This window comes from Streptomyces poriferorum, assembly GCF_019399235.1.
Classification (GTDB): domain Bacteria; phylum Actinomycetota; class Actinomycetes; order Streptomycetales; family Streptomycetaceae; genus Streptomyces; species Streptomyces poriferorum.
The window spans coordinates 1-20626 of record NZ_JAELVH010000115.1 but is presented as its reverse complement, the minus strand read 5'-3'; the positions used below and the strand labels follow the sequence as shown (position 1 = coordinate 20626).

Genomic DNA, 20626 nt, shown 5'->3' with positions numbered 1-20626 from the left:
CTCGTACGCCCTCGCCAGCCGGTCCGCGTCTCCGGCGAACCCGAAGTCCTCGTCGGTGGGCAGTGCGGCGGGCACGTCCCCGCCGGTGACGGCGTCGCCCAGTTCGGGGGCGATCTCGGCGGCGCTGCGCCGCCCGTCCCGGTAGGCGGCCCAGTCCGCGAAGCCCTCGGAGAGCCAGGCCGGGGTGGCCGCCGAGGTGTCGGTGCGGGTGGCCACGTGGGTGGTCTCGTGGGTGAGGACGACGCGCTGTCCGAAGGCGCCGAGCATGGCGTACGCCTCCGGGTTGACGATCACCCGGTCGGCGGGCGCCTTCCCCGAGCCGCCGGTCTCGCCGGTCGTGACGGCCGCTATGCCCCGGTAGTTCGCGGCGGGCGAGCCGAGCAGCTCCGCCATGTCCGTCACGGTGCCGGGCACGAGCACCACCACACGCCCCGCCCAGTGCTCCGGCCAGGCGGCGGACACGTCGGGCACGGCCCGGTCCGCCGTCGCCGCGATCGCCTTCAGCTCGTCCCGGGACCGGCCGACCCCCAGCACCAGGCTGTACGTGCCGCGCACCGCCTCGACGTCGCCCTGCTCCCAGAGCTGCTCGCTCCCGCCGTCGGCGGCCCGGTCGGCGGTGAGGTACCAGCGGCCGTCGGCCGGATCGCGCTCCAGGTCGATCACCCGGTCGACGGAGACGGGCGCGCTGTCGTAGCCGTCGATCCGGTAGCCGAGCCGTACGTCGGCGGTGGCCCGGTCGGCCCCGTGGGCGGCGAGGTCCGTCACCCGGTACGTCCAGCTGCCCAGCGGCACCTCCGCGAGATGGCCGAACTCCTTGCGCTGTGCGCCCCGCAGCGCCGTGGCGTCCGGGTCCACAACGGCTACGTAGGCGTCCGCGTCGTGGTGCAGCACGGCGGCGGCCCGGCGGTCCAGTGTGGCCCGGATGTCGCGGGCGGCGGTGTCGGGCGCCTTGTCGGCCGGGGCCGTGCAGGCGGCCGCGCACAGGAGGGCGGCGAGCACCGCGCCCGCCACCCGCCGTAGTCCTCCGCGCGCCCGGCCCGCGGTACGCCCCTGATCAGCCACATGACCGAGGGTACGGTCAGACCCGGGTGACCGAGGAGACGGGCATCATGCCGACGGGGTCGTAGCGGACCGGGGCGCCCGGGTAGGGGGCGTGGATCACCTGGCCGTTCCCCACGTACATCCCGATGTGGCTGGCGTCCGCGCGGTAGGCGACGAGGTCGCCGGGGCGGGCCTGGGCGAGCGGCACCATCCGTCCGGCGTACCGCTGGGCCTGCGAGGTGCGCGGCAGGCTCACCCCGGCCTGGGCGTACGCCCACTGCATCAGCCCGGAACAGTCGAATCCGGAGGGCCCGTTCGCGCCCCAGACGTACGGGAGGCCCAGCGCCCGCTGGACGGCCATGACGGCGGCCGCCGCCCGGGCCGAACCTGCGGGCAGACCGGCCACCGGCCCGCCTGCCCCGTCGTCACGGCCGGTGCGCGAGGCCCGCTCGAAGGCGTCCCGCTCGCTGCCGGGCAACTTCTTCAGCAGCTCCCTGGCCTGGTGGAGCTTGCGCTCGACGGTGCGTTTGTGGCGGCTGACGGCCGCCCGGTTGCGCTCCAGACCGGCGAGCGAGCGGGCGGCCTCCGCATGGGTCTGGGCGAGCGCCTGCTGAGCCTTGCGGAGGCCGGCCAGGGTGGTGGCCCGCCGCGTGTCGACCCGGTTCAGGGTGGCGGCCGAGTCGAGATAGCTGTCCGGGTCGGAGGAGAGCAGCAGCGCGAGCGAGGGGTCGATGCCGCCGGCCCGGTACTGCTCGCGGGCGGCCGAACCGATCTCCGTACGCATCCGGTTGATGCGCTCCTGGCCCCGGGCCGCCCGGTCCTGGGCCCTGCGGACCTCTCCGCGCAGCCGTACGACGTTCTCGCCGGCCTTGTTGTAGTGCTCGGTCGCCTGCTCGGCCTCGGTGAAGAGGCGGTCGACCCGGGCCCCGGCGGTCCGCGGTGTGTCCTGCGGCTCGGCGTTCGCGGTGGCCCCTCCGAGCGCCGCCGCGGCGGTCGCCGCCGCAGCCGACAGAACGGTCACCCGGACGCTCCGGCTCACGCCGGGCTGTGTGGAACGGCGATGGGACACCACAGGACGCCGCACTCCCTTCCGCTGTACGCAGACGTGCGCAGCCCCTGCCACCCGGGGCGGGCGGACCGACGCACGGGAGCTGCACAGCAGGCAGACAGTAGTCGGACGATCACTGAGCGGACAAAGGCCGCGCCGGTGGGAGGGCAGGTACACACAGTGACGCCCCGCCGGTGACCTGTGGTCTCCGACGGGGCGGCTGTCAGTACGGGGCGCGGGAATTCGCCCGTTCGGGCGCGGTCAGATGCGCACCGCGGCGTAGAAGCTGCCGATGGTGCTCATCGACTCGTAGCGGACGAACGTGCCCGAGCGCGGGGCGTGGAGCACGGTCCCACCGCCCGCGTAGATGCCCACGTGGGAGTTGCCGTTGAAGAAGACCAGGTCGCCCGGCTTCAGCTGGCTCTGCCCGATCCGGGTGCCCTGGTTGATCTGGGTGTACGTGGTGCGGGTGATGTTGGCACCGGCCTGAGCGTAGGCCCACATGGTCAGACCCGAGCAGTCGTAGGAGCCGGGGCCCGTCTGGCCGGGGGAATACGGCTTGCCGATCTGGGTGGCGGCGGCCTGGAGTGCGGCAGCCCCCAGACCCGAGGCGGGGGCCTCGTTACCGAGGTCGATCCGGGCAGTGGCGGCGCGGCTGGCGCGCTGGTCGTCCGCACGCATCTTGTCGCGCTCGGCCTGGGTGAGCGTGTTGAGCAGCTGACGCGCCTCGGAGAGCTTGGCCTGCTGCTGCTTCTTCTTCTCGCCGAGCGTCTTGCGGACCTCCGCGAGGTCGCTCAGCTTGTCCTGGGCCTCCTTGCGCTCCTGCGCGAGGGACCGCTGCTTCTCCTGCACCTTCGCCAGCGACTCGGCCTGCTTGGCCGTCAGCTGGTCGAGCGCGGAGGCCTGGTCCAGGAAGCTGTCCGGGTCCGAGGCGAGGAAGAGCTGGACGGAGGGGTCGATGCCTCCGGAGCGGTACTGCGCGGCGGCGAGGGAACCGAGGCCGGAGCGGAGGTTGTTGAGCTCCTGCTGACCGCGCGCCACCTTGTCCTGGATCGCGTCGATCTGCTTCTGGAGCTTGTCCTGCTTCTCCTTGGCCAGGCTGTGCTGCTCGGTGGCCTTCTCCGCCTCGTCGTAGAGCTTGTCGACCTTCTCCTTGACCTCACTCTTGGTCGGCTTCGGGTCGGCGTGGGCCGCCTGGGAGGTCAGGGCAACTGCCGCGGCGGCAGTCACGCCGAGCACGGTCACGCGAGTGCGGCTCGGTTGCTTGGGACGACGGTGGGACCCCACGAAGGCGAGCTCCTTCTTCCTCGAGCCGCCTACCGGGCTATGGGGGAAATGAATCCCCAGCTCCGTGCACGTCACGGCCTCGGCGGTTCCTTCACTGCCACCCCGGATGGGTGATCAACCGTGTGAAGGTTCGAGGCCCGACCTTAGTGACCATCCTGTGATCAGTTCAAATCCTCACAGGAAAAATCTCGTCACAGGAGGTACTTCTTTACCCACACCGCACAGGGCGTAGCGGTGACTTGACGGTCCGTTCCCTGATTTCCATGCAAGTCACATCAACGCACACTAGACACGCGAAAGCCGCTTCAGGAGCAAGACGGACGCAACGGGCCTGGCTCCCGCCTTCGCCACTCCGTCAGCCACTTCACGGTCGGTGGAGACCACCACCACGGGCCGCCCGGGCGGTTCGGCACGCGCCAGTTGACGGATGACCTCGTCCGCCGTGACACCCGGCTTGCTGAACAGCACCCGCACCCCGCGCGGCGGCGCGAGCAGCACCGGAGCGGCCAGTTCCGCCCCGTCGAAGACACAGGTCATCTCGGCGCCCGTCTGGGCCGCGAGCACCGACAGGCCGCCCAGCAGCCGCAGCCGCTGCTTCTCCAGCGGCATCTGCGGATAGCCGGTCTTGGTGACGTTGTAGCCGTCCACGATCAGATGGGCCTGCGGCAGCGCGAGCAACTGGTCGAGCAACGCCGGATCGGTCTCCGAAAGGGCCCTGGCGGCAATGTCCTTGGGCGACATCCGTCCGGGCTCCACCGCGTCCACACTGTCCGCGGGACGCATCGAGGAGGGCGGCAGCGCCAGTTCACGCCGCAGCCCGCCGGCCGCTTCGAGCACCGTGTCGAGCAGCAGCCGCAGCCTCATGTCCTCGACCGAGCGCCCCTCCCTGGCGGCCCTGCGCCCCGCCTCGACGGACGCCTCCGCCTCGCTGAGCCTCGTCCGCAGCCGCCGGGTCTCGCTCTCGGCAGCGGACACCTGGGCCGCCGCCTCGGCCCGCAGGGCGTCGCTCTCGGCCTTGCCGCGGCGCAGCGCCGCCTCGCCGCGCTTGACCTCGTTGGCCGCGCTGCGCAGCTTGCGCTGGAGCGAGTCGGCCTCCTTGCGGGCGGCGTCCAGTTCGGCGCGGAGCCGTTCGGTGTCGGTCTTCGTCTGGGTGCGGGCCCGGGCGAGTTCCTCGCGCAGCCGTTCCAGTTCGAGCCGGACCTCCTCGTCGGCCCGCTCGGCACCGGCCCGTTCGGCCTCCTCGCCGGCTGCGGCCACCAGCTTGACCCAGCCGGCCGGGCGCAGCACGTAGGCCGCGGCCGCCACGTCGACGGGGTCCGCGGCGGCGGGCGGGGAGCCCGCCACCAGCGCGGCGGCCAGCTCCGGCTGGGCCTCCTTCAGCCGTTCACCGATACGCCGGCGGAAGGCAGGGTCGCCCTCGAGCGCGGCCGCCATCGCGTTCCCCGCGAACTTGGCACGCCGGGTGGGCGTGAAGCGCGCGTACTGTCGGAGCTGGGCCGGGAGTTCGGTGACCGTGAGACCACCGAACGCGTCCGAGACCAGCGCGACGACGCGACGCCGCACGCCTTCGGGCAGCGGGCGGTCGAGCACCTCCACGGCGTCGCCGGCCGCATCGGCCGGCGTGGCGCCGCCTGCGGGCTGCTCCACCTTCCGTCACCTCATTTTTATGTCAGCACGGCCCCGTCAGGAGTCGGCACCCGGCCTGTCGACTAGTTCGATCTGGTCCACCGCGTTGCACCAACGACAGCGCACCGACTCGATGGTCTCACTGACCACCTCGCGTTCTTCGACGCTGGACTCACCGGCCAGGTCGAGGTGAACGTACTCGACCACCTTGGAGGAACGCGTCACGTCGAACCTCGTCAGGTTTCCGCAGAGCGTGCAGCGCCAGCGGGTCCCGTCGGTCGGCTGGGGAACCGTCGTCATCGTTGCGTCCTCTTTCGTCGAGCCGTGAGCTGCCGGACAAGGATCTCGCGGTGCGCCGTCGAACTGCGGATGTCCTCTCGTAACCCTACGGCCTCGGCGCTTCCCACCGGCACGGCGAGGCGGTCTGTCCGGTTCCCTCCGCTTGCGTCATGCTCTGTTCATGATCGATCGGCGGGCTGCGGCCGGCAGAATCCTGCGGGCGGCCACCTCGGGCGGACCGCCGGTGACCTACGCCCTCATCGCCCTGTGCTGCGTGGTCTTCGTGATCAGCCCGCTGTCGGGGTTCAACCCGGTCTACGGCACCGCGGACGCGCTGCTCGCCGCCCAGGCCGGCTACTTCGAACGCTGGGGCGTGATCCCGAGCGAACTGTGGGACGGCTCGGCGCACGCCGTCCTCACCCCGCTCACCGCACTGTTCGTCCACGGCAGCTGGCTGCATCTGCTCGGCAACATGCTGTTCCTGTACGTGTTCGGCGCGATGGCCGAGGAGCGCATGGGCCACACCGAGTTCGCGTTCTTCTACCTCGGCTGCGGCTATATCGCCCTGCTCGCCTACGCGGCCGCGCACTCCACGTCCGACCAGACGCTCGTCGGCGCGTCGGGAGCGATCTCGGCGGTCCTGGGAGCCTTCCTCTACCTCTTCCCCCGGGCCCGGGTGACCAGCCTGTTCCCGTTCCTGCTGTTCCTGCCGCTGCGCTTCCCCGCCTGGATCGTGCTGGTCTTCTGGTTCGTCCTGCAGTGGCTGGCGGCCGAGGGTGCGGGCAGCGGGCCCGGGGTGGCCTACCTCGCCCATGTGGTCGGCTTCGCCACCGGGTTCCTCTACGCCTGGGGGCGGTATCACCGTGAGGCCAGGGCCTTGCGGCCGGATCAGGCCGGATAACCGGATAAGGGGCCGGACCCCGCGAGCCCGGCATGATCCGGCCGCAAGGCCCTAGAGTGAAGTCTCCAGCAGGGGCCACCGAGGGAGAAAGCCAGCCGTGATCACCGCGATCGTGCTCATCAAAACCAGCGTGGACCGGATTCCCGAGATCGCCGAGGCCATCGCCGCACTCGACAGCGTCAGCGAGGTCTTCTCGGTCACCGGTACCTACGATCTGATCGCCATGGTCCGGGTGTCCAAGCATGACGATCTCGCCGACGTCATCCCCGGCCGGATCAGCAAGATCCCCGGTGTCGAGGGGACCGACACACACGTCGCGTTCCGCACGTACTCCCAGCACGACCTGGAGGCGGCCTTCGCCATCGGGCTGGACGCATAGCCACATCAGCGCAGGAGGCCGGGTACGGACAGCTGTCCGTACCCGGCCTCCTGTGCTGAGGGGCCTCAGACCTGGGTGGCGGTACCCCGGTCCGGGACGCAACGGCCGTCCTCGGTGCGGTACTTCCACTGGGCACCCTCGCTCACGAGTTCCTTGACCGCCCGCAGGAAACGCTCGACGTGCTCGTCCGGCGTACCGGCGCCGAAGCTGACCCGGATCGCGTTGAGGGACTTCTGGCCCGGCTCCGCCTCCGGCGCGCCGCACTCCCCGACGTCCTGCGGGTCGCTGCCGAGCAGGGTGCGTACGAGCGGGTGGGCGCAGAACAGTCCGTCGCGCACCCCGATGCCGTACTCGGCGGAGAGCGCCGCGGCGAAGTGCGAGCTGTTCCAGCCCGCCACCACGAAGGAGATGACGCCGACCCGCGGGGCGTCGTCACCGAACAGCGAGAGCACCTTGACCTCGGGGACCTCGGCGAGACCGGCACGGACCTCGGCGACGAGCCGCTGCTCGCGGGCGACCAGGCTGTCGAACCCGGCCTCGGTGAGGGCCTTGCAGGCGGAGGCGATGGAGTAGACACCGATGACGTTGGGCGAACCGGCCTCGTGGCGGGCCGCGGTGGTGTGCCACTCGACGTCCACCCCGCCGTCGGCGCGCCGGGCGACCTGGCGGGAGGCGCCGCCGCCGGCCAGGTAGGGCTCGGCGGCGGTCAGCCAGTCGGAGCGGCCGGCGAGGACGCCCGAGCCGAACGGCGCGTACAGCTTGTGACCGGAGAACGCGACCCAGTCGACGTCCAGCTCGGCGATGTCGACGGGGTGGTGCGGGGCGAGCTGGGCGGCGTCGAGCACGATCCGGGCGCCGTGGGCGTGCGCGGCGGCGGCGAGCTCCTTGACCGGCCACAGCTCACCGGTGACGTTGGAGGCGCCGGTGACACAGACCAGCGCGGGCCCGTAGGGGTCGCGGCCGGCGAGCGCGCGCTCCAGGGTCTCGACGGCCTGGTCCGGGGTGCGCGGGGCGTTCAGGTACGTCACCCGGGCGTCGCGCCAGGGCAGCAGCGAGGCGTGGTGCTCGGTCTCGAAGACGAACACCTGGCAGTCGGCGGGCAGGGCCGCGGCGAGCAGGTTGAGCGAGTCGGTGGTGGACCGGGTGAAGACCACCTGGTCGTCGTCGCGGCAGCCGAGGAACTCCGCGACGGTGACGCGGCTGCTCTCGAAGAGGTCGGTGGACAGCTGCGAGAGGTAGCCGGCACCGCGGTGGACGCTGCCGTAGTACGGCGCGTAGGCGGCCACGTCGTCCCACACCCGCTGGAGGGCCGGAGCGCTGGCCGCGTAGTCCAGCGCGGCGTAGGTGACCTCGCCGCCGGTGACCAGCGGAACCGTCACATCCTTGCCCAGAACCGGCAGCGGGGCACAAAACGACTGGTCGGTGGCAGCAGTGAGGACAGACATGACGAACTCCCGTAACAGGCAGGCGAATTCCGCGTGCCCGCGGATACGCGGCAGCACGGAGGAAAGAAAGAAGGGTGTGCGGAGGAGGGCCGAAAAGCCCTATCGCATTCGCTTGCTCACAAGAGGCTCCCTGAGGACCAGGACCCCACGGGTGGACATCTCACGATGTCGAGGGGTCCGCGCTTGCCGCAGACCTCGCTGCCTGCGGCCTGGTCTTCACCCGGGGCACCCCGCCACGGACGGAGGGTTGCCGGACAGCGGGCCGGGGCCGTAGTCGCTGTCACTCATGACCTGCGCAGCATCTTGCCATACGTACGCGAACGCGCAAGGCGCAGTCCATGATCTGGACTGCGCCCTGCCTCGCATCCGTGCCCGGAGCCGTCTCAGGCGTTGCTGGCCACGATCCACCGCTCCAGCGCCCGGCCGGCCGCGCCCGAGTCGATGGACTCGGCGGCCTTCGCGATTCCGGCGCTGAGCTGCTCGGCCAGGGTGCCCTCTCCCGGGTCCAGCGCGACGAGCGCCGCCGCCGAGTTGAGCAGGACCGCGTCCCGTACGGGGCCCGTCTCACCGGCGAGCAGCCGGCGGGCCACATCCGCGTTGTACGAGGCGTCGGCGCCGCGCAGGGCGTCCACCGGGACCAGGTCCAGTCCGACGTCGCGCGGGTCGAAGGCCTCCTCGCGCACCGTGCCGTTCCTGGCGATCCAGACCCGGGAGGTCGCGGTGGTGGTCAGCTCGTCCAGACCGTCGTCGCCCCGGAAGACCAGGGAGGAGTTGCCGCGTCCGGCGAGGACGCCCGCGACGATCGGCGCCATGCGCAGGTCGGCGACACCGATCGCCTGCGCGCGCACCTTGGCCGGGTTGGTGAGCGGCCCGAGGATGTTGAAGGTGGTGGGCGCGCCGAGCTCCGACCGGGCCTTCGCCGCGTACCGCAGGGCGGGGTGGAACTTGACGGCGAAGCAGAACGTGATGCCCGCTTCCTCGGCGACCTCGACGACGCGCTGCGGGGGCAGGTCCAGGTTGACGCCGAGCTTGCCCAGGACGTCGGAGGAACCGCTGGCTGACGACGAGGCGCGGTTGCCGTGCTTGACGACCTTGGCGCCGGTACCCGCCACGACGATCGCCGACATGGTGGAGATGTTGACCGTCTTGGCCATGTCGCCGCCGGTGCCCACGATGTCGACCGTACGGCCCGGCACATGGATGGTCGTGGCGTGCTCGTACATCGCACGGACCAGGCCGGAGACCTCCGTGACGGTCTCGCCCTTGGCACGCAGCGCCACCGCGAAGCCGGCGATCTGCACGTCGGTCGCCTCGCCGCTCATGATGCGGTCCATCGCCCAGGCCGTGTCGTCCTCGGTCAGGTCCTGGCCGCGCAGCAGGGGGGTCAGCACGCCGGGCCAGGAACGAGCCGCCACGCTGTCGCCGCCTGCCGGGGTCACAACGTTCATGGTCCGCTCCTGGGGTCCACAGCCGGAATAGGGATGGGTCCACCCTATCGAGCCCCACGGACAGCGAAGAGCCCCGTCCATCGAATGGACGGGGCTCCCGCTGTGGCGATCAGTTCAGGTGATCAGTGGTGGCCGTGGCCGCTGGTGATCTCCTTGTACTCCTCGGCGGTGGGCTTGGCGATCTGGTTGTTCTCGCCGTAGTAGCCCTTGCTGAGCTTGGCCCGCAGCTTCTGCACCACGGACACCTTGCGCTTGACACCGTTCTCGTCGACCAGCGGGCCGATCTCGACCGGCTTGTACTGCTCGTGCGCGGTGAGCGTGTGCAGCTGAGCGGGTGCCAGCGGCTCGTGGACCTCGACGAACTCACCGTGCGGCAGGCGCTTGATGAGGCCGGACTCGCGCCCGTGCAGCACCTTCTCCTTGTCCCGGCGCTGAAGGCCGAGGCAGATCCGCTTGGTGACGACGAACGCGATGACCGGTCCGGCGAAGAAGAAGATCCGGACGAACCACGAGATCGCGTTCAGCGACAGGTGGAAGTGCGTGGCCCAGAGGTCGTTTCCACCGCCCACGAGACCGATGAAGTACACCGTGATCCAGGCGACGCCGAAGGCCGTCCGGGTCGGAGCGTTGCGCGGGCGGTCCAGGATGTGGTGCTCGCGCTTGTCGCCGGTGACCCAGGACTCGATGAACGGGTAGACCGCGATGGCCCCCAGGATCACACCGAAGAGCGTCAGCGGGATGAGTACACCCAGGACCAGCGTGTGGCCCCAGAGGTTGATCTCCCAGCCGGGCATCACTCGGATCAGACCCTCGGCGAAGCCCATGTACCAGTCGGGCTGGGCGCCGGTGGACACCTGGTCCGGACGGTACGGGCCGATGGCCCAGATCGGGTTGATCGAGGCGATGCCCGCGATGACGGCGATGACACCGAAGACCAGGAAGAAGAAGCCTCCGGCCTTCGCCATGTACACCGGCAGCAGCGGCATGCCCACGACGTTCTTGTTGGTCCGGCCGGGACCCGCGAACTGCGTGTGCTTGTGGTAGAAGACCAGGATCAGGTGGCCCACCAGAAGCCCGAGCATGATGCCCGGCAGCAGCAGGATGTGGATCGAGTAGAACCGTGCGACGAAGTCGCCGCCCGGGAACTCACCGCCGAACAGGAACATCGAGATGTACGTGCCGATGACCGGCATCGCCAGGATCGCGCCCTGGGTGAAGCGGACACCCGTACCCGAGAGCAGGTCGTCCGGGAGCGAGTAACCGGTGAAACCGGTGAACATGCCCAGGACGAACAGCAGGAAGCCGAACAGCCAGTTGATCTCACGGGGCTTGCGGAACGCACCCGTGAAGAACACGCGCATCATGTGCACGAACATGCCGGCCAGGAAGATCAGCGCGGCCCAGTGGTGGATCTGCCGGACGAGCAGACCACCGCGGACGTCGAAGCTGATGTCCAGGGTCGAGGCGTAGGCCTCGGACATCCGGATGCCCTGCATGGGCTCGTACGGGCCGTGGTACACGACCTCGTTCATGCTCGGGTGGAAGAACAGCGTCAGGTACACACCCGTGAGGATGATGATGATGAAGCTGTAGAGGCAGATCTCACCGAGCATGAAGGACCAGTGGTCCGGGAAGATCTTGCGCATGTTGGCCTTGGCCAGGGAGTAGATCCCGAGCCGGCCGTCCGCCCAGTCGGCCACCTTCTCGCCGGCGGGCGCCTTGCGCTTCGTATCGGTCGCAGTACTCATCCGCGCTCCCAGAATGCAGGACCGACGGGCTCTTCGAAGTCACCGAGCGCCTCGAGGTTGCCCTCGCTGTTCACGCCGATCCGCAGCTGCGGAAGAGCGTGACCGGCCGGACCGAAGATGACGCGGGCGCCGTCGGAGAGGTCGAAGGTGGACTGGTGGCACGGGCAGAGCACGTGGTGCGTCTGCTGCTCGTACAGGCTGATCGGGCAGCCGACGTGGGTGCAGATCTTCGAGAAGGCCACGATTCCCTCGTGGGCCCACTCGCGCTCGCGCTTGTCCTTGATGTTGTCCGGCTCGATGCGGATGATCATCAGCGCGGCCTTGGCGATCTGCACCTGGAAGTCGTGCGCGTCCTCCTCCAGGCCCTCGGGCATGGCGAAGGTCAGCGAACCGACGACGACGTCCTCGGGACGCAGCGGCTCCATCGTGTTCATGTTGATGAGCTGCTTGCCCTTGGCCCACAGGGTCGAGCGGAGCTTCTTCTCCGGCAGCGGACCGAGGTCGCGCAGCAGCACCACACCGGCGAGCGGCACCAGGGCCAGCGCACCGAACATGGTGTTACGGATCAGCTTGCGCCGGCCGAACGCGGACTCCTCGGCACCCGCCGCGAAGTCGGCGAGAACCTTCGCCTTGACCTCGGGCTCGGCCGCGATCGCGTGACGGTCGTCCGCGACCTCGACGTCCGACATCAGGGTGCGCGCCCAGTGGACGGCGCCCGCGCCGATCGCGAAGAGCGCCACGCCCAGGGTCAGACCCAGGGAGAAGTTGAGCGCGCTCACATGACCGAACGGGAAGATGTAGACGATCTTGTCGACCGGGAAGATGACGTAGGAGGCGATGAAGCCGACCGTCGCCAGCATGGACAGCGTGAACATGAACGCGACCGCGCGCTCGGACCGGTTGGCGGCCCGTTCGTCGATGTCCTGGATGCGCGGCTTGTGGGCCGGCAGCCCCGGGTCGGCGAACGGATCGCCGGCACCCTCTACCGCGCCGTGCGCGGCGTCCTGCTCTGCGGGCAGGTTCTCTTCTGGAATCTCTTGGCTACTCATGACTTCTTGGCCTTAGCGGTGTGGGCCGCGACCCAGATGGCAACTGCGATCAGTGCGCCCAGACCGAAGATCCAGCCGAACAGGCCTTCGCTGACCGGACCGAGTCCGCCGAGGCTGAGGCCGCCGGGGCTGGCCGACTCCGAGCTGTTCACCGTCTTGATGTACGCGATGATGTCCTTCTTCTGCTGCTCGGGCATCGTCGAGTCAGGGAAGGACGGCATGCTCTGCGGGCCGGTCTGCATGGCCTCGTAGATGTGCTTCGGGTCCACGCCCTCAAGGCTGGGGGCGTACTTGCCCTTCGTGAGGGCACCGCCCTCACCCGTGAAGTTGTGGCACTGCGCGCAGTTCGTACGGAACAGGTCGCCACCCTTGGCGACATCCGCGCCCTCGGGACTGACCTGGCTCTTGGTCGGGACGATCGGACCGGCGCCGAGCGACGCGACGTACGCCGCGAGCTGGTCGATCTCGGCCTGGGTGTAGATGACCTTCTTCTTCGGTACCTGGGCGCCCGGCTGCTGAGCCGGCATACGACCGGTACCGACCTGGAAGTCCACGGCGGCGGAGCCCACGCCGACAAGCTGGGGCCCGTCGGTGGTGCCCTGACCGCCGGTTCCGTGGCAGCTGGCGCAACCGACGGAGTACAGCTTCTTGCCCTCGTCGATGGCGAGGGACTGGGCGGTTTCGTCGGCCTGCGCCTTACTCGCGGGCGCAAACGCGGCGTACAGCCCCCCAGTAGCCGCAAGCGCGAGGAGTAGTACGACGACCGCCGCCAACGGATGGCGTCGTCGTGCGGAGAGCTTTTTCACGGATTACCCCGGTGTCAGGATCTTCTGCGTCGATGATGGATCGGGTGCGAGCCCGGTTACTTGATCATGTAGATCGTGGCGAACAGGCCGATCCACACGACATCGACGAAGTGCCAGTAATAGGACACGACGATGGCTGCGGTCGCCTGCTCATGGGTGAACCTCTTGGCTGCGTATGTCCTGCCCAGTACGAGCAGGAAGGCGATGAGACCGCCTGTCACGTGCAGACCGTGGAAGCCGGTGGTCAGGTAGAACACCGAGCCGTACGGGTCCGAGGACAGCGAGAGGCCGTCCTTCTTCACCAGCTCGGTGTACTCGAAGACCTGGCCTCCGATGAAGATCGAACCCATCACGAAGGTGATCACGAACCAGGCGCGGAGCTTCTTCACATCGCCCCGCTCCGCGGCGAAGACGCCGAGCTGGCAGGTGAGTGAGGAGAGCACCAGGATCGTGGTGTTCGTCGCCGAGAACGGGAAGTTCAGGGCTGACGCCATTTCCTTCCAGTGTTCCGCTCCGGTCACCGATCGCAGGGTGAAGTACATCGCGAAGAGGGCCGCGAAGAACATCAGCTCGGAACTCAACCAGATGATGGTTCCGACGCTGGTGAGGTTCGGCCGATTGACCGACGGGTGCGCGTGCCCGGTTTCTACTGTCGTTGCTGTCGCCACGACCGACATTATGTCGGTCGCTTATCCCGCCCTCACTCCGGGGGGTGCCGTTCGGTGTGTCAGGGGGGTGTGTCCTCCCCGAACGGCCCATGGATCCGCTGCCCGGACCGGTGCTGACAGCCTGTCGGGCGGAGTACGATCCGCGCATCGGTCCCCCATGCCCCGAAGACACAGACGTCACGGAGGAACAATGCAGCCGACCGCCACGGTCCTGGTCTACAGCGACAACGCACACACCCGTGAGCAGGTGAGGCTGGCGGCCGGGCGCAGGCCTGCGGCGGACGTGCCACAGGTCGAGTTCCTGGAGTGCGCCACCCTGCCCGCCGTCCTGGACGCGCTGGACCACGGAGGCGTCGACGTCTGCGTGTTGGACGGCGAGACGGCCCCCGTGGGCGGCATGGGCGTCTGCCGGCAGATCAAGGACGAGATCTTCCGCTGCCCGCCGGTCCTGCTCCTGATGGGCCGCCCCCAGGACGCCTGGCTGGCCACCTGGAGCCGCGCGGACGCCGCGGTGACCCTTCCGGTCGAGCCGGTCGAGTTCGCGGACGCCCTGGCCGCCCTGCTGCGCAGCAGGCTGTCCGTGGAGGCCTGAGGCCCCGCCCCTGTGCCGTCGCTCCCGGGCGCGGCGCACCCCGGAGGTCAGACTCCGGGGCGCAGCCGCGCCGCCCGGACCGTGTCGACGCGGTCCGGCGTGGCGTCGTTGCTCAGGGCGCTGCCCTTCTGCCACTTGGCCCAGGACAGGTTCCAGTCGCCGTAGCCGTTGTCGAACGGCGTCATGGTCTCGCCCTCACTGCCGACGACCGTGACGATGTCACCCTCGCGGACGGTGTTGAAGAACCACTCGGCCTCGCTGGTGCTCATGCCGGTGCAGCCGTGGCTGACGTTCGCGGACCCCTGCGACCCGGTGGACCACGGGGCCGCGTGCACGTACTCGCCGCTCCAGGTGACCCGGGTGGCGTAGTAGACATCGAGGTCGTAGGAGTCCGAGGAACCCTCGGCGATGCCGATGGACTCCCCGCGCATACGTACGTAGTACTCCTTGCCCAGCACGACCTTGACGCCGTTGCGGGTGGAGAAGCCGGGCTTGCCGGTGGTCACCGGGATGGTGTTGATCACTTCGCCGTTGCGCTTGACCGTCATGGAGTGCTCCGAGGCGTCGGTGATGGCCTCGATGCGGTCGCCGGTAGTGATCTTCAACGCTTTCGCGGGAGCGCCGTACAGCGCGTTGGTCACCTTGATGCCCGTAAGATCGCTGCTGACCTCGATGGTGGCCTTCGCCGGCCAGTAGTACCGCGGCCGGTAGTGGAGCGTCTTGTCGTCGACCCAGTACCAGGAGCCGGTCACGGCGGGCGTGGAGCGCACCTTCAGGGCGCGCTCGACGGTGGCGCGGGCGGATTTGTCCGCGACCGGGGCACTGAGTACCGCTGTGACGGGCTGTCCGACGCCGTAGGTGCCCGCCTGCGGGCCGAAGGTGACCTTCAGGAACTTCTGGGCCGCCGCGGTCTCGAAGGAGAGCGTACGGCTGCCTGGGGCGCCGTCGTCGTCCTCCATCCTGACCTTGACGGTGTAGCGGGTCCCCGCGGCGAGCGGGGCCGTGGAGTGCCAGCGGTGTCCGTCGGCTTCGAGTTCGCCCGCCAGATGGCGTCCTTCGGCGTCCACGGCCGTCACATCGGTGATGCGGCCGTCGTCACTGTCGACGCTGAATTCGAGGGGCTTGTCCGGATCGACCTTCTCGCCGCCGTCGGGGGTGTTGGACGAGATCTCGTCCGCCGCGTCGTACGGCTGCGCCGAGAGCGGATGGTCGTCGGACTCCCCACAGGCTGCCGCCCCTGCGACCAGGGTCGCGGCCAGCAGAGCGCAGCTGATGACGGGACGGATACGCGGCGTGTGGTTCATGAACCCACGCTAAGAAGATTCATCCGTTTCAGCGCGCCGGGTGACTGCAAACGGGGGGCCCGCACTTCTCGTGGAAGTGCGGGCCCCCCGTCAGGTGGAGCGGTGTCACGGGTGGAGCGGTGTCACTGGGTGCGGTTCTCACCGCGGTAGTACTCGAAGACCCAGCCGAACAGACCGATCAGGAGCATCGGGGCCGAGAAGTAGAGCAGCCACCAGCCGAAGACGACTCCCATGAAGGCGAGAGCGCCGCCGACCGCCAGTGAGAGCGGCTGCCAGCTGTGCGGGGAGAAGAACCCCACGTCGCCGGCCTCGTCCGCCACATCGGCTTCCTTGTTGTCCTGCGCCAGTGCGTCGACCCGCCGGGCCGTGAAGGCCAGGTAGAAGCCGATCATGACGCTCAGCCCGAAGGCCAGGACGAGGGCGGTGGTGCCGACCGGCTCCTTGGACCACACGCCGTAGGTGATGGCCATGACGAGGATGAACAGCGCCAGACCGAGGAACATCTTGCCCTGGACCTTCACTTGCCCGCCTCCTTGCCGCCGGCGAGGGCCTTGTCACCCTCGGAGTGGTGCTCGAGCTGCTCGAGCGCCGCGATCTCCGGGTGGTGCAGGTCGAACGCCGGGGATTCGGAACGGATCCGGGGCAGCGTGAGGAAGTTGTGCCGCGGCGGCGGGCAGGAGGTCGCCCACTCCAGCGAACGGCCGTAGCCCCACGGGTCGTCGACCTCGATCTTCTTGCCGTACTTGGCGGTCTTCCACACGTTGTAGAAGAACGGCAGGATCGACAGACCGAGCAGGAACGAGGAGATCGTCGAGATCGTGTTCAGCGCGGTGAAACCGTCCGCGGCCAGGTAGTCCGCGTAACGACGCGGCATACCCTCCGCACCCAGCCAGTGCTGCACCAGGAACGTGCCGTGGAAGCCGATGAACAGCGTCCAGAAGGTGATCTTCCCGAGCCGCTCGTCCAGCATCTTGCCGGTGAACTTCGGCCACCAGAAGTGGAATCCGGAGAACATCGCGAACACCACGGTGCCGAAGACGACGTAGTGGAAGTGCGCGACCACGAAGTACGAGTCCGAGACGTGGAAGTCCATCGGCGGCGAGGCCAGGATGACGCCGGTCAGACCACCGAAGGTGAAGGTGATCAGGAAGCCGATCGCCCAGAGCATCGGTGTCTCGAAGGACAGCGAGCCCTTCCACATCGTGCCGATCCAGTTGAAGAACTTCACCCCGGTGGGCACCGCGATGAGGAACGTCATGAAGGAGAAGAACGGGAGGAGCACGCCTCCGGTGACGTACATGTGGTGCGCCCACACGGTCACGGAGAGGCCGGCGATGGAGATCGTCGCGGCCACGAGGCCGATGTAACCGAACATCGGCTTGCGGCTGAACACCGGGATCACTTCTGAAATGATCCCGAAGAAGGGCAAAGCGATGATGTACACCTCTGGATGCCCGAAGAACCAGAAGAGGTGTTGCCAGAGCAATGCGCCGCCGTTGGACGCGTCGAAGATATGCGCACCGAATTTACGGTCCGCCTCCAGCGCGAAGAGCGCCGCCGCCAGCACCGGGAAGGCCAGCAGGACCAGCACACCGGTCAGCAGGACGTTCCAGACGAAGATCGGCATGCGGAACATCGTCATGCCGGGCGCGCGCATGCAGATGATCGTGGTGATGAAGTTGACCGAACCGAGGATCGTGCCGAAGCCGGAGAAGGCCAGACCCATGATCCACATGTCGGCGCCGACACCCGGCGAACGGACCGCGTCCGACAGCGGGGAGTAGGCGAACCAGCCGAAGTCGGCCGCACCCTGAGGGGTGAGGAAGCCGGCCACCGCGAGGATCGAGCCGAAGAGGTAGAGCCAGTACGCGAACATGTTCAGCCGCGGGAACGCCACGTCGGGCGCGCCGATCTGCAGCGGCATGATCCAGTTCGCGAATCCGGCGAACAGCGGCGTCGCGAACATCAGCAGCATGATCGTGCCGTGCATCGTGAACGCCTGGTTGAACTGCTCGTTCGACATGATCTGCGTGCCCGGACGGGCCAGCTCGGCGCGCATGAAGAGCGCCATCAGTCCGCCGATGCAGAAGAACGCGAATGACGTGACCAGGTACATCGTGCCGATCGTCTTGTGGTCAGTGGTGGTCAGCCACTTGATGACGACGTTTCCCGGCTGCTTGCGCCGGACCGGCAGCTCGTCCTCGTACGAGTCGTCTGCTGCCGCGGCACCCTGAGGTTCATTGAGGATGCTCACAGTTTGTTCGTCTCCGCATTCCTGGCCGGGTCGGTCTGCTCGATACCGGCCGGCACGTAGCCCGTCTGGCCCTTCTTCGCGAGCTCCTTGAGGTGCGCCTGATAGCGCTCCGGGGAGACGACCTTGACGTTGAAGAGCATCCGGGAGTGGTCGGCGCCGCAGAGCTCGGCGCACTTGCCCATGAAGGTGCCCTCCTGGTTGGGAGTCACCTCGAAGGCGTTGGTGTGGCCCGGAATGACGTCCTGCTTCATGAGGAACGGCACCACCCAGAAGGAGTGGATGACGTCACGCGAAGTCAGGATGAAGCGGACCTTCTCACCCTTGGGCAGCCACAGGGTGGGGCCGGGGTTGCCGGTCTGCGGGTTCCTGGTCCCCGGAACGCCGACGTCGTAGACGCCGTCCGCACCCTTGGGGAAGTCCTTGCGGAACCTGTCCGGGATGGCGTCGAGCTCCTTGGGGACCTCGTTGCCAGTGGCGGCCTCGCCGTCCACGTTCTCGATGTAGTTGAAGCCCCAGCTCCACTGGAAGCCGACCACGTTGACGGTGTGGGCGGGCTTCGGGGAGAGCTCGAGGAGCTTCGATTCATCCCGGGCGGTGAAGTAGAACAACACCGAGACGATGATCAGAGGGACCACGGTGTACAGCGCCTCGATGGGCATGTTGTACCTGGTCTGCGGAGGTACCTCCACCTTGGTCCGGCTACGCCGGTGGAAGATGACGCTCCAGATGATCAGTCCCCAGACAAGGACACCCGTGGCGAGCGCTGCCGCCCACGAGCCCTGCCAGAGGGAAAGGATCCGAGGAGCCTCTTCCGTTACCGGGGTGGGCATACCGAGGCGGGGGAAATCCTCCCAGTTGTATGAACAACCGGAGGCCGTCGCCAGGACCAGGCCCGCAGTCAGCACCTGCGGCAGCTTCCGCCGCATCGGGCGCCGCGACAAGCGGTCGGAGCCGTTGGGACTCACGTAGCGCCTTCCCGAGAGTCTCGCCCGCACGGTCGGCGCGCCCGTCTCGCTGGTCGGTCGCCGGCCCTGACGCGGGCAGGGGTTTGGATGTTTATGCGGACCAAACCCTACTGGACGCTATTTGGGGTCGCGCGGGGAGGGTGCCCAACGCGCCGCCCGACTCCCCGAAGGGGTGGAATCCGGGCCTCCGGCCGCCATCTGACGCCCCCTCTCCCCGTCGTCGGGGCAGCCGGGTCCCGGGTGGCGGCCGGGACCCGGCTAGCGTGGCCGGGTGCCCTACTTCGACGCCGCGTCCGCCGCCCCCCTCCACCCCGTCGCCCGTCAGGCGCTGCTTGCCGCACTGGACGAGGGCTGGGCCGACCCGGCCCGCCTGCACCGCGAGGGGCGGCGCGCCCGGCTGCTGCTGGACGCCGCCAGGGAGGCGGCCGCGGAAGCCGTCGGCTGCCGCCCCGACGAGCTGACGTTCACCTCTTCGGGCACGCGCGCGGTCCATTCCGGAATTTCCGGAGCCCTCGCGGGACGTCGGCGTGTCGGCCGCCATCTGGTGGTGTCGGCCGTCGAACATTCGTCGGTGCTCCATTCGGCCGCCACTCACGAGAGCGGCGGCGGATCGGTCACCGAGGTGCCGGTGGACGTGACGGGCGCGGTGCGTGCGCAGGCGTACGCGAGCGTGCTGCGCGAGGACACCGCGCTGGCCTGCCTGCAGTCCGCCAACCACGAGGTGGGCACCGAGCAGCCGGTGGCCGAGGTGGCCGAGGCCTGCCGGGCCGCGGGCGTGCCGCTGCTGGTGGATGCGGCCGCGGAGTCGGTGCGGCTGCGGGCGCTGGTCGACCGGATCCGGGCCCGGGTCCCGGCCCTGGTGCCCGATGTGGAGGTGGTGGGTGATCCGGTGCGGCGGCTGCCGCATCTGGTCACCTTCTCCTGTCTCTATGTCGACGGGGAGACACTGCTCCACGAGCTGGACCGGTCCGGCTTCTCCGTATCGTCCGGTTCGTCCTGCACGAGCAGCACGCTGACGCCGAGCCATGTGCTCAGGGCGATGGGGGTGCTCTCGGAGGGCAATGTCCGGGTGTCGCTGCCGGCGGGCACGTCCGAGGAGGACGTCGACCGCTTCCTGGAGGCGTTGCCCCCGGCGGTGGCCGGCGTACGGGAGAAGCTGGGCGCCCCCGCCGCGACCGTCCCGTCCCCCGCCCCGGCGGCCTCGCTGGTCGTCGACGCGCTCGGGAGGCGCTGCCCGATTCCGGTGATCGAGCTCGCAAAGGTGATCGGAGANGCTCAGGCGAGGTGCGTGCGCACCTCGGCCGCGGCCTCGTGTCCGTACGCCTTGGTGAAGCGGTCCATGAAGTGGTTGCGGTGCAGGGTGTACTCCTGGGTGCCGACCGTCTCGATGACCAGGGTGGCGAGCATGCAGCCGACCTGGGCGGCGCGCTCCAGGCCGACGCCCCAGGCGAGACCGGAGAGGAATCCGGCGCGGAACGCGTCGCCGACCCCGGTCGGGTCGGCCTTGACGTTCTCCTCCGGGCAGCCGACCTCGATCGGCTCCTCGCCGACGCGCTCGATCCGCACGCCCTGGGCACCGAGGGTGGTGACCCGGTGGCCGACCCTGGCGAGGATCTCGGCGTCGGTCCAGCCGGTCTTGGACTCGATGAGCCCCTTCTCGTACTCGTTGGAGAAGAGGTACGTGGCGCCGTCGAGCAGGATGCGGATCTCGTCGCCGCCCATCCGCGCGATCTGCTGCGAGAAGTCCGCGGCGAACGGGATACCGCGCGAGCGGCACTCCTCGGTG

Annotated in this window: 19 protein-coding genes, 1 pseudogene and 1 riboswitch; of the genes and pseudogenes, 4 read left to right on the top strand and 16 right to left on the bottom strand. The window is 69.0% G+C overall.

Translation table 11 applies throughout. The features are described from left to right. The 5 genes from JGS39_RS20570 to JGS39_RS20550 form a co-directional block, all read right to left on the bottom strand. On the bottom strand, nt 1–1062 hold a 1062-nt coding region (locus JGS39_RS20570), incomplete at its 3' end, for a hypothetical protein (protein WP_219570680.1). 16 nt (nt 1063–1078) lie between these two features. Then, nucleotides 1079–2113 (bottom strand): C40 family peptidase, encoded by a 1035-nt coding sequence (locus JGS39_RS20565; protein WP_219570679.1) that lies wholly within the window; start codon nt 2111–2113, stop codon nt 1079–1081. Nucleotides 2114–2350: 237 nt separating this feature from the next. Continuing rightward, on the bottom strand, nt 2351–3376 hold the full coding sequence (locus JGS39_RS20560; protein ID WP_219570678.1) for a C40 family peptidase: 1026 nt from the start codon (nt 3374–3376) through the stop codon (nt 2351–2353). A 285-nt stretch (nt 3377–3661) separates the two neighbouring features. Beyond that, on the bottom strand, nt 3662–5023 hold the full coding sequence (locus JGS39_RS20555) for an NYN domain-containing protein (protein WP_219570677.1): 1362 nt from the start codon (nt 5021–5023) through the stop codon (nt 3662–3664). A 36-nt stretch (nt 5024–5059) separates the two neighbouring features. Further along, nucleotides 5060–5302, bottom strand: coding sequence for a hypothetical protein (locus tag JGS39_RS20550; RefSeq protein ID WP_014156692.1), 243 nt, complete (start codon nt 5300–5302; stop codon nt 5060–5062). Nucleotides 5303–5462: 160 nt separating this feature from the next. Between JGS39_RS20550 and JGS39_RS20545 the strand changes: the two genes are divergently transcribed. Both JGS39_RS20545 and JGS39_RS20540 read left to right on the top strand, forming a co-directional pair. Further along, nucleotides 5463–6182, top strand: a complete 720-nt coding sequence (locus tag JGS39_RS20545; RefSeq protein WP_219570676.1) for a rhomboid family intramembrane serine protease — start codon at nt 5463–5465, stop codon at nt 6180–6182. Nucleotides 6183–6279: 97 nt separating this feature from the next. Further along, nucleotides 6280–6561: an Lrp/AsnC family transcriptional regulator gene (locus JGS39_RS20540; RefSeq protein WP_136328375.1), complete on the top strand. Its 282-nt coding sequence runs from the start codon at nt 6280–6282 to the stop codon at nt 6559–6561. Nucleotides 6562–6626: 65 nt separating this feature from the next. Here JGS39_RS20540 and JGS39_RS20535 read toward each other — a convergent pair whose 3' ends face one another. The 6 genes from JGS39_RS20535 to ctaE form a co-directional block, all read right to left on the bottom strand. After that, nucleotides 6627–8006: an aminotransferase class V-fold PLP-dependent enzyme gene (locus JGS39_RS20535; RefSeq protein WP_219570675.1), complete on the bottom strand. Its 1380-nt coding sequence runs from the start codon at nt 8004–8006 to the stop codon at nt 6627–6629. Nucleotides 8007–8180: 174 nt separating this feature from the next. Continuing rightward, nucleotides 8181–8298, bottom strand: a riboswitch (SAM riboswitch). A gap of 91 nt (nt 8299–8389) precedes the next feature. After that, a complete protein-coding gene (gene trpD / locus JGS39_RS20530; RefSeq protein WP_219570674.1) occupies nt 8390–9454 on the bottom strand; it encodes an anthranilate phosphoribosyltransferase in 1065 nt (354 codons plus the stop codon). 122 nt (nt 9455–9576) lie between these two features. Further along, nucleotides 9577–11202, bottom strand: coding sequence for a cytochrome bc1 complex cytochrome b subunit (qcrB, locus tag JGS39_RS20525; RefSeq protein WP_219570673.1), 1626 nt, complete (start codon nt 11200–11202; stop codon nt 9577–9579). Continuing rightward, nucleotides 11199–12251, bottom strand: coding sequence for a cytochrome bc1 complex Rieske iron-sulfur subunit (gene qcrA / locus JGS39_RS20520; RefSeq protein WP_219570672.1), 1053 nt, complete (start codon nt 12249–12251; stop codon nt 11199–11201). The genes qcrB and qcrA overlap by 4 nt, the downstream gene beginning before the upstream one ends. After that, on the bottom strand, nt 12248–13057 hold the full coding sequence (gene qcrC / locus JGS39_RS20515) for a cytochrome bc1 complex diheme cytochrome c subunit (RefSeq protein WP_219570671.1): 810 nt from the start codon (nt 13055–13057) through the stop codon (nt 12248–12250). The genes qcrA and qcrC overlap by 4 nt, the downstream gene beginning before the upstream one ends. Before the next feature lie 56 nt (nt 13058–13113). Beyond that, nucleotides 13114–13734: an aa3-type cytochrome oxidase subunit III gene (gene ctaE / locus JGS39_RS20510; RefSeq protein ID WP_148017685.1), complete on the bottom strand. Its 621-nt coding sequence runs from the start codon at nt 13732–13734 to the stop codon at nt 13114–13116. 181 nt (nt 13735–13915) lie between these two features. Here ctaE and JGS39_RS20505 point away from each other — a divergent pair, with 181 nt between their 5' ends. After that, nucleotides 13916–14317: a response regulator transcription factor gene (locus JGS39_RS20505; RefSeq protein ID WP_219570670.1), complete on the top strand. Its 402-nt coding sequence runs from the start codon at nt 13916–13918 to the stop codon at nt 14315–14317. Between the two features lie 47 nt (nt 14318–14364). On the opposite strand, the gene JGS39_RS20500 is transcribed toward JGS39_RS20505, so the two are convergent. The 4 genes from JGS39_RS20500 to ctaC all read right to left on the bottom strand — a co-directional run bounded on the left by JGS39_RS20500 (nt 14365) and on the right by ctaC (nt 18840). Beyond that, nucleotides 14365–15621 carry a L,D-transpeptidase gene (locus tag JGS39_RS20500; protein ID WP_219570669.1) on the bottom strand — a complete coding sequence of 419 codons (1257 nt, stop codon included), beginning with the start codon at nt 15619–15621 and terminating at the stop codon, nt 14365–14367. Between the two features lie 122 nt (nt 15622–15743). After that, nucleotides 15744–16142 carry a cytochrome c oxidase subunit 4 gene (locus JGS39_RS20495; RefSeq protein ID WP_219570668.1) on the bottom strand — a complete coding sequence of 133 codons (399 nt, stop codon included), beginning with the start codon at nt 16140–16142 and terminating at the stop codon, nt 15744–15746. Next, nucleotides 16139–17875 carry an aa3-type cytochrome oxidase subunit I gene (gene ctaD / locus JGS39_RS20490; RefSeq protein WP_148017681.1) on the bottom strand — a complete coding sequence of 579 codons (1737 nt, stop codon included), beginning with the start codon at nt 17873–17875 and terminating at the stop codon, nt 16139–16141. Before ctaD ends, JGS39_RS20495 begins: the two co-directional genes overlap by 4 nt. Beyond that, entirely contained in the window at nt 17872–18840 is a 969-nt protein-coding gene (gene ctaC / locus JGS39_RS20485) for an aa3-type cytochrome oxidase subunit II (RefSeq protein WP_219570666.1), read from the bottom strand. Before ctaC ends, ctaD begins: the two co-directional genes overlap by 4 nt. 271 nt (nt 18841–19111) lie before the next feature. On the opposite strand from ctaC, the pseudogene JGS39_RS20480 reads away from it, so the two are divergent. After that, nucleotides 19112–20110 (top strand): annotated as a pseudogene (locus JGS39_RS20480) (cysteine desulfurase family protein); the annotation flags it as partial. Nucleotides 20111–20115: 5 nt separating this feature from the next. Here the strand turns inward: JGS39_RS20480 and JGS39_RS20475 are convergent. Continuing rightward, a partial coding sequence (locus tag JGS39_RS20475; RefSeq protein ID WP_236065771.1) for a PfkB family carbohydrate kinase occupies nt 20116–20626 on the bottom strand: 511 nt, incomplete at its 5' end.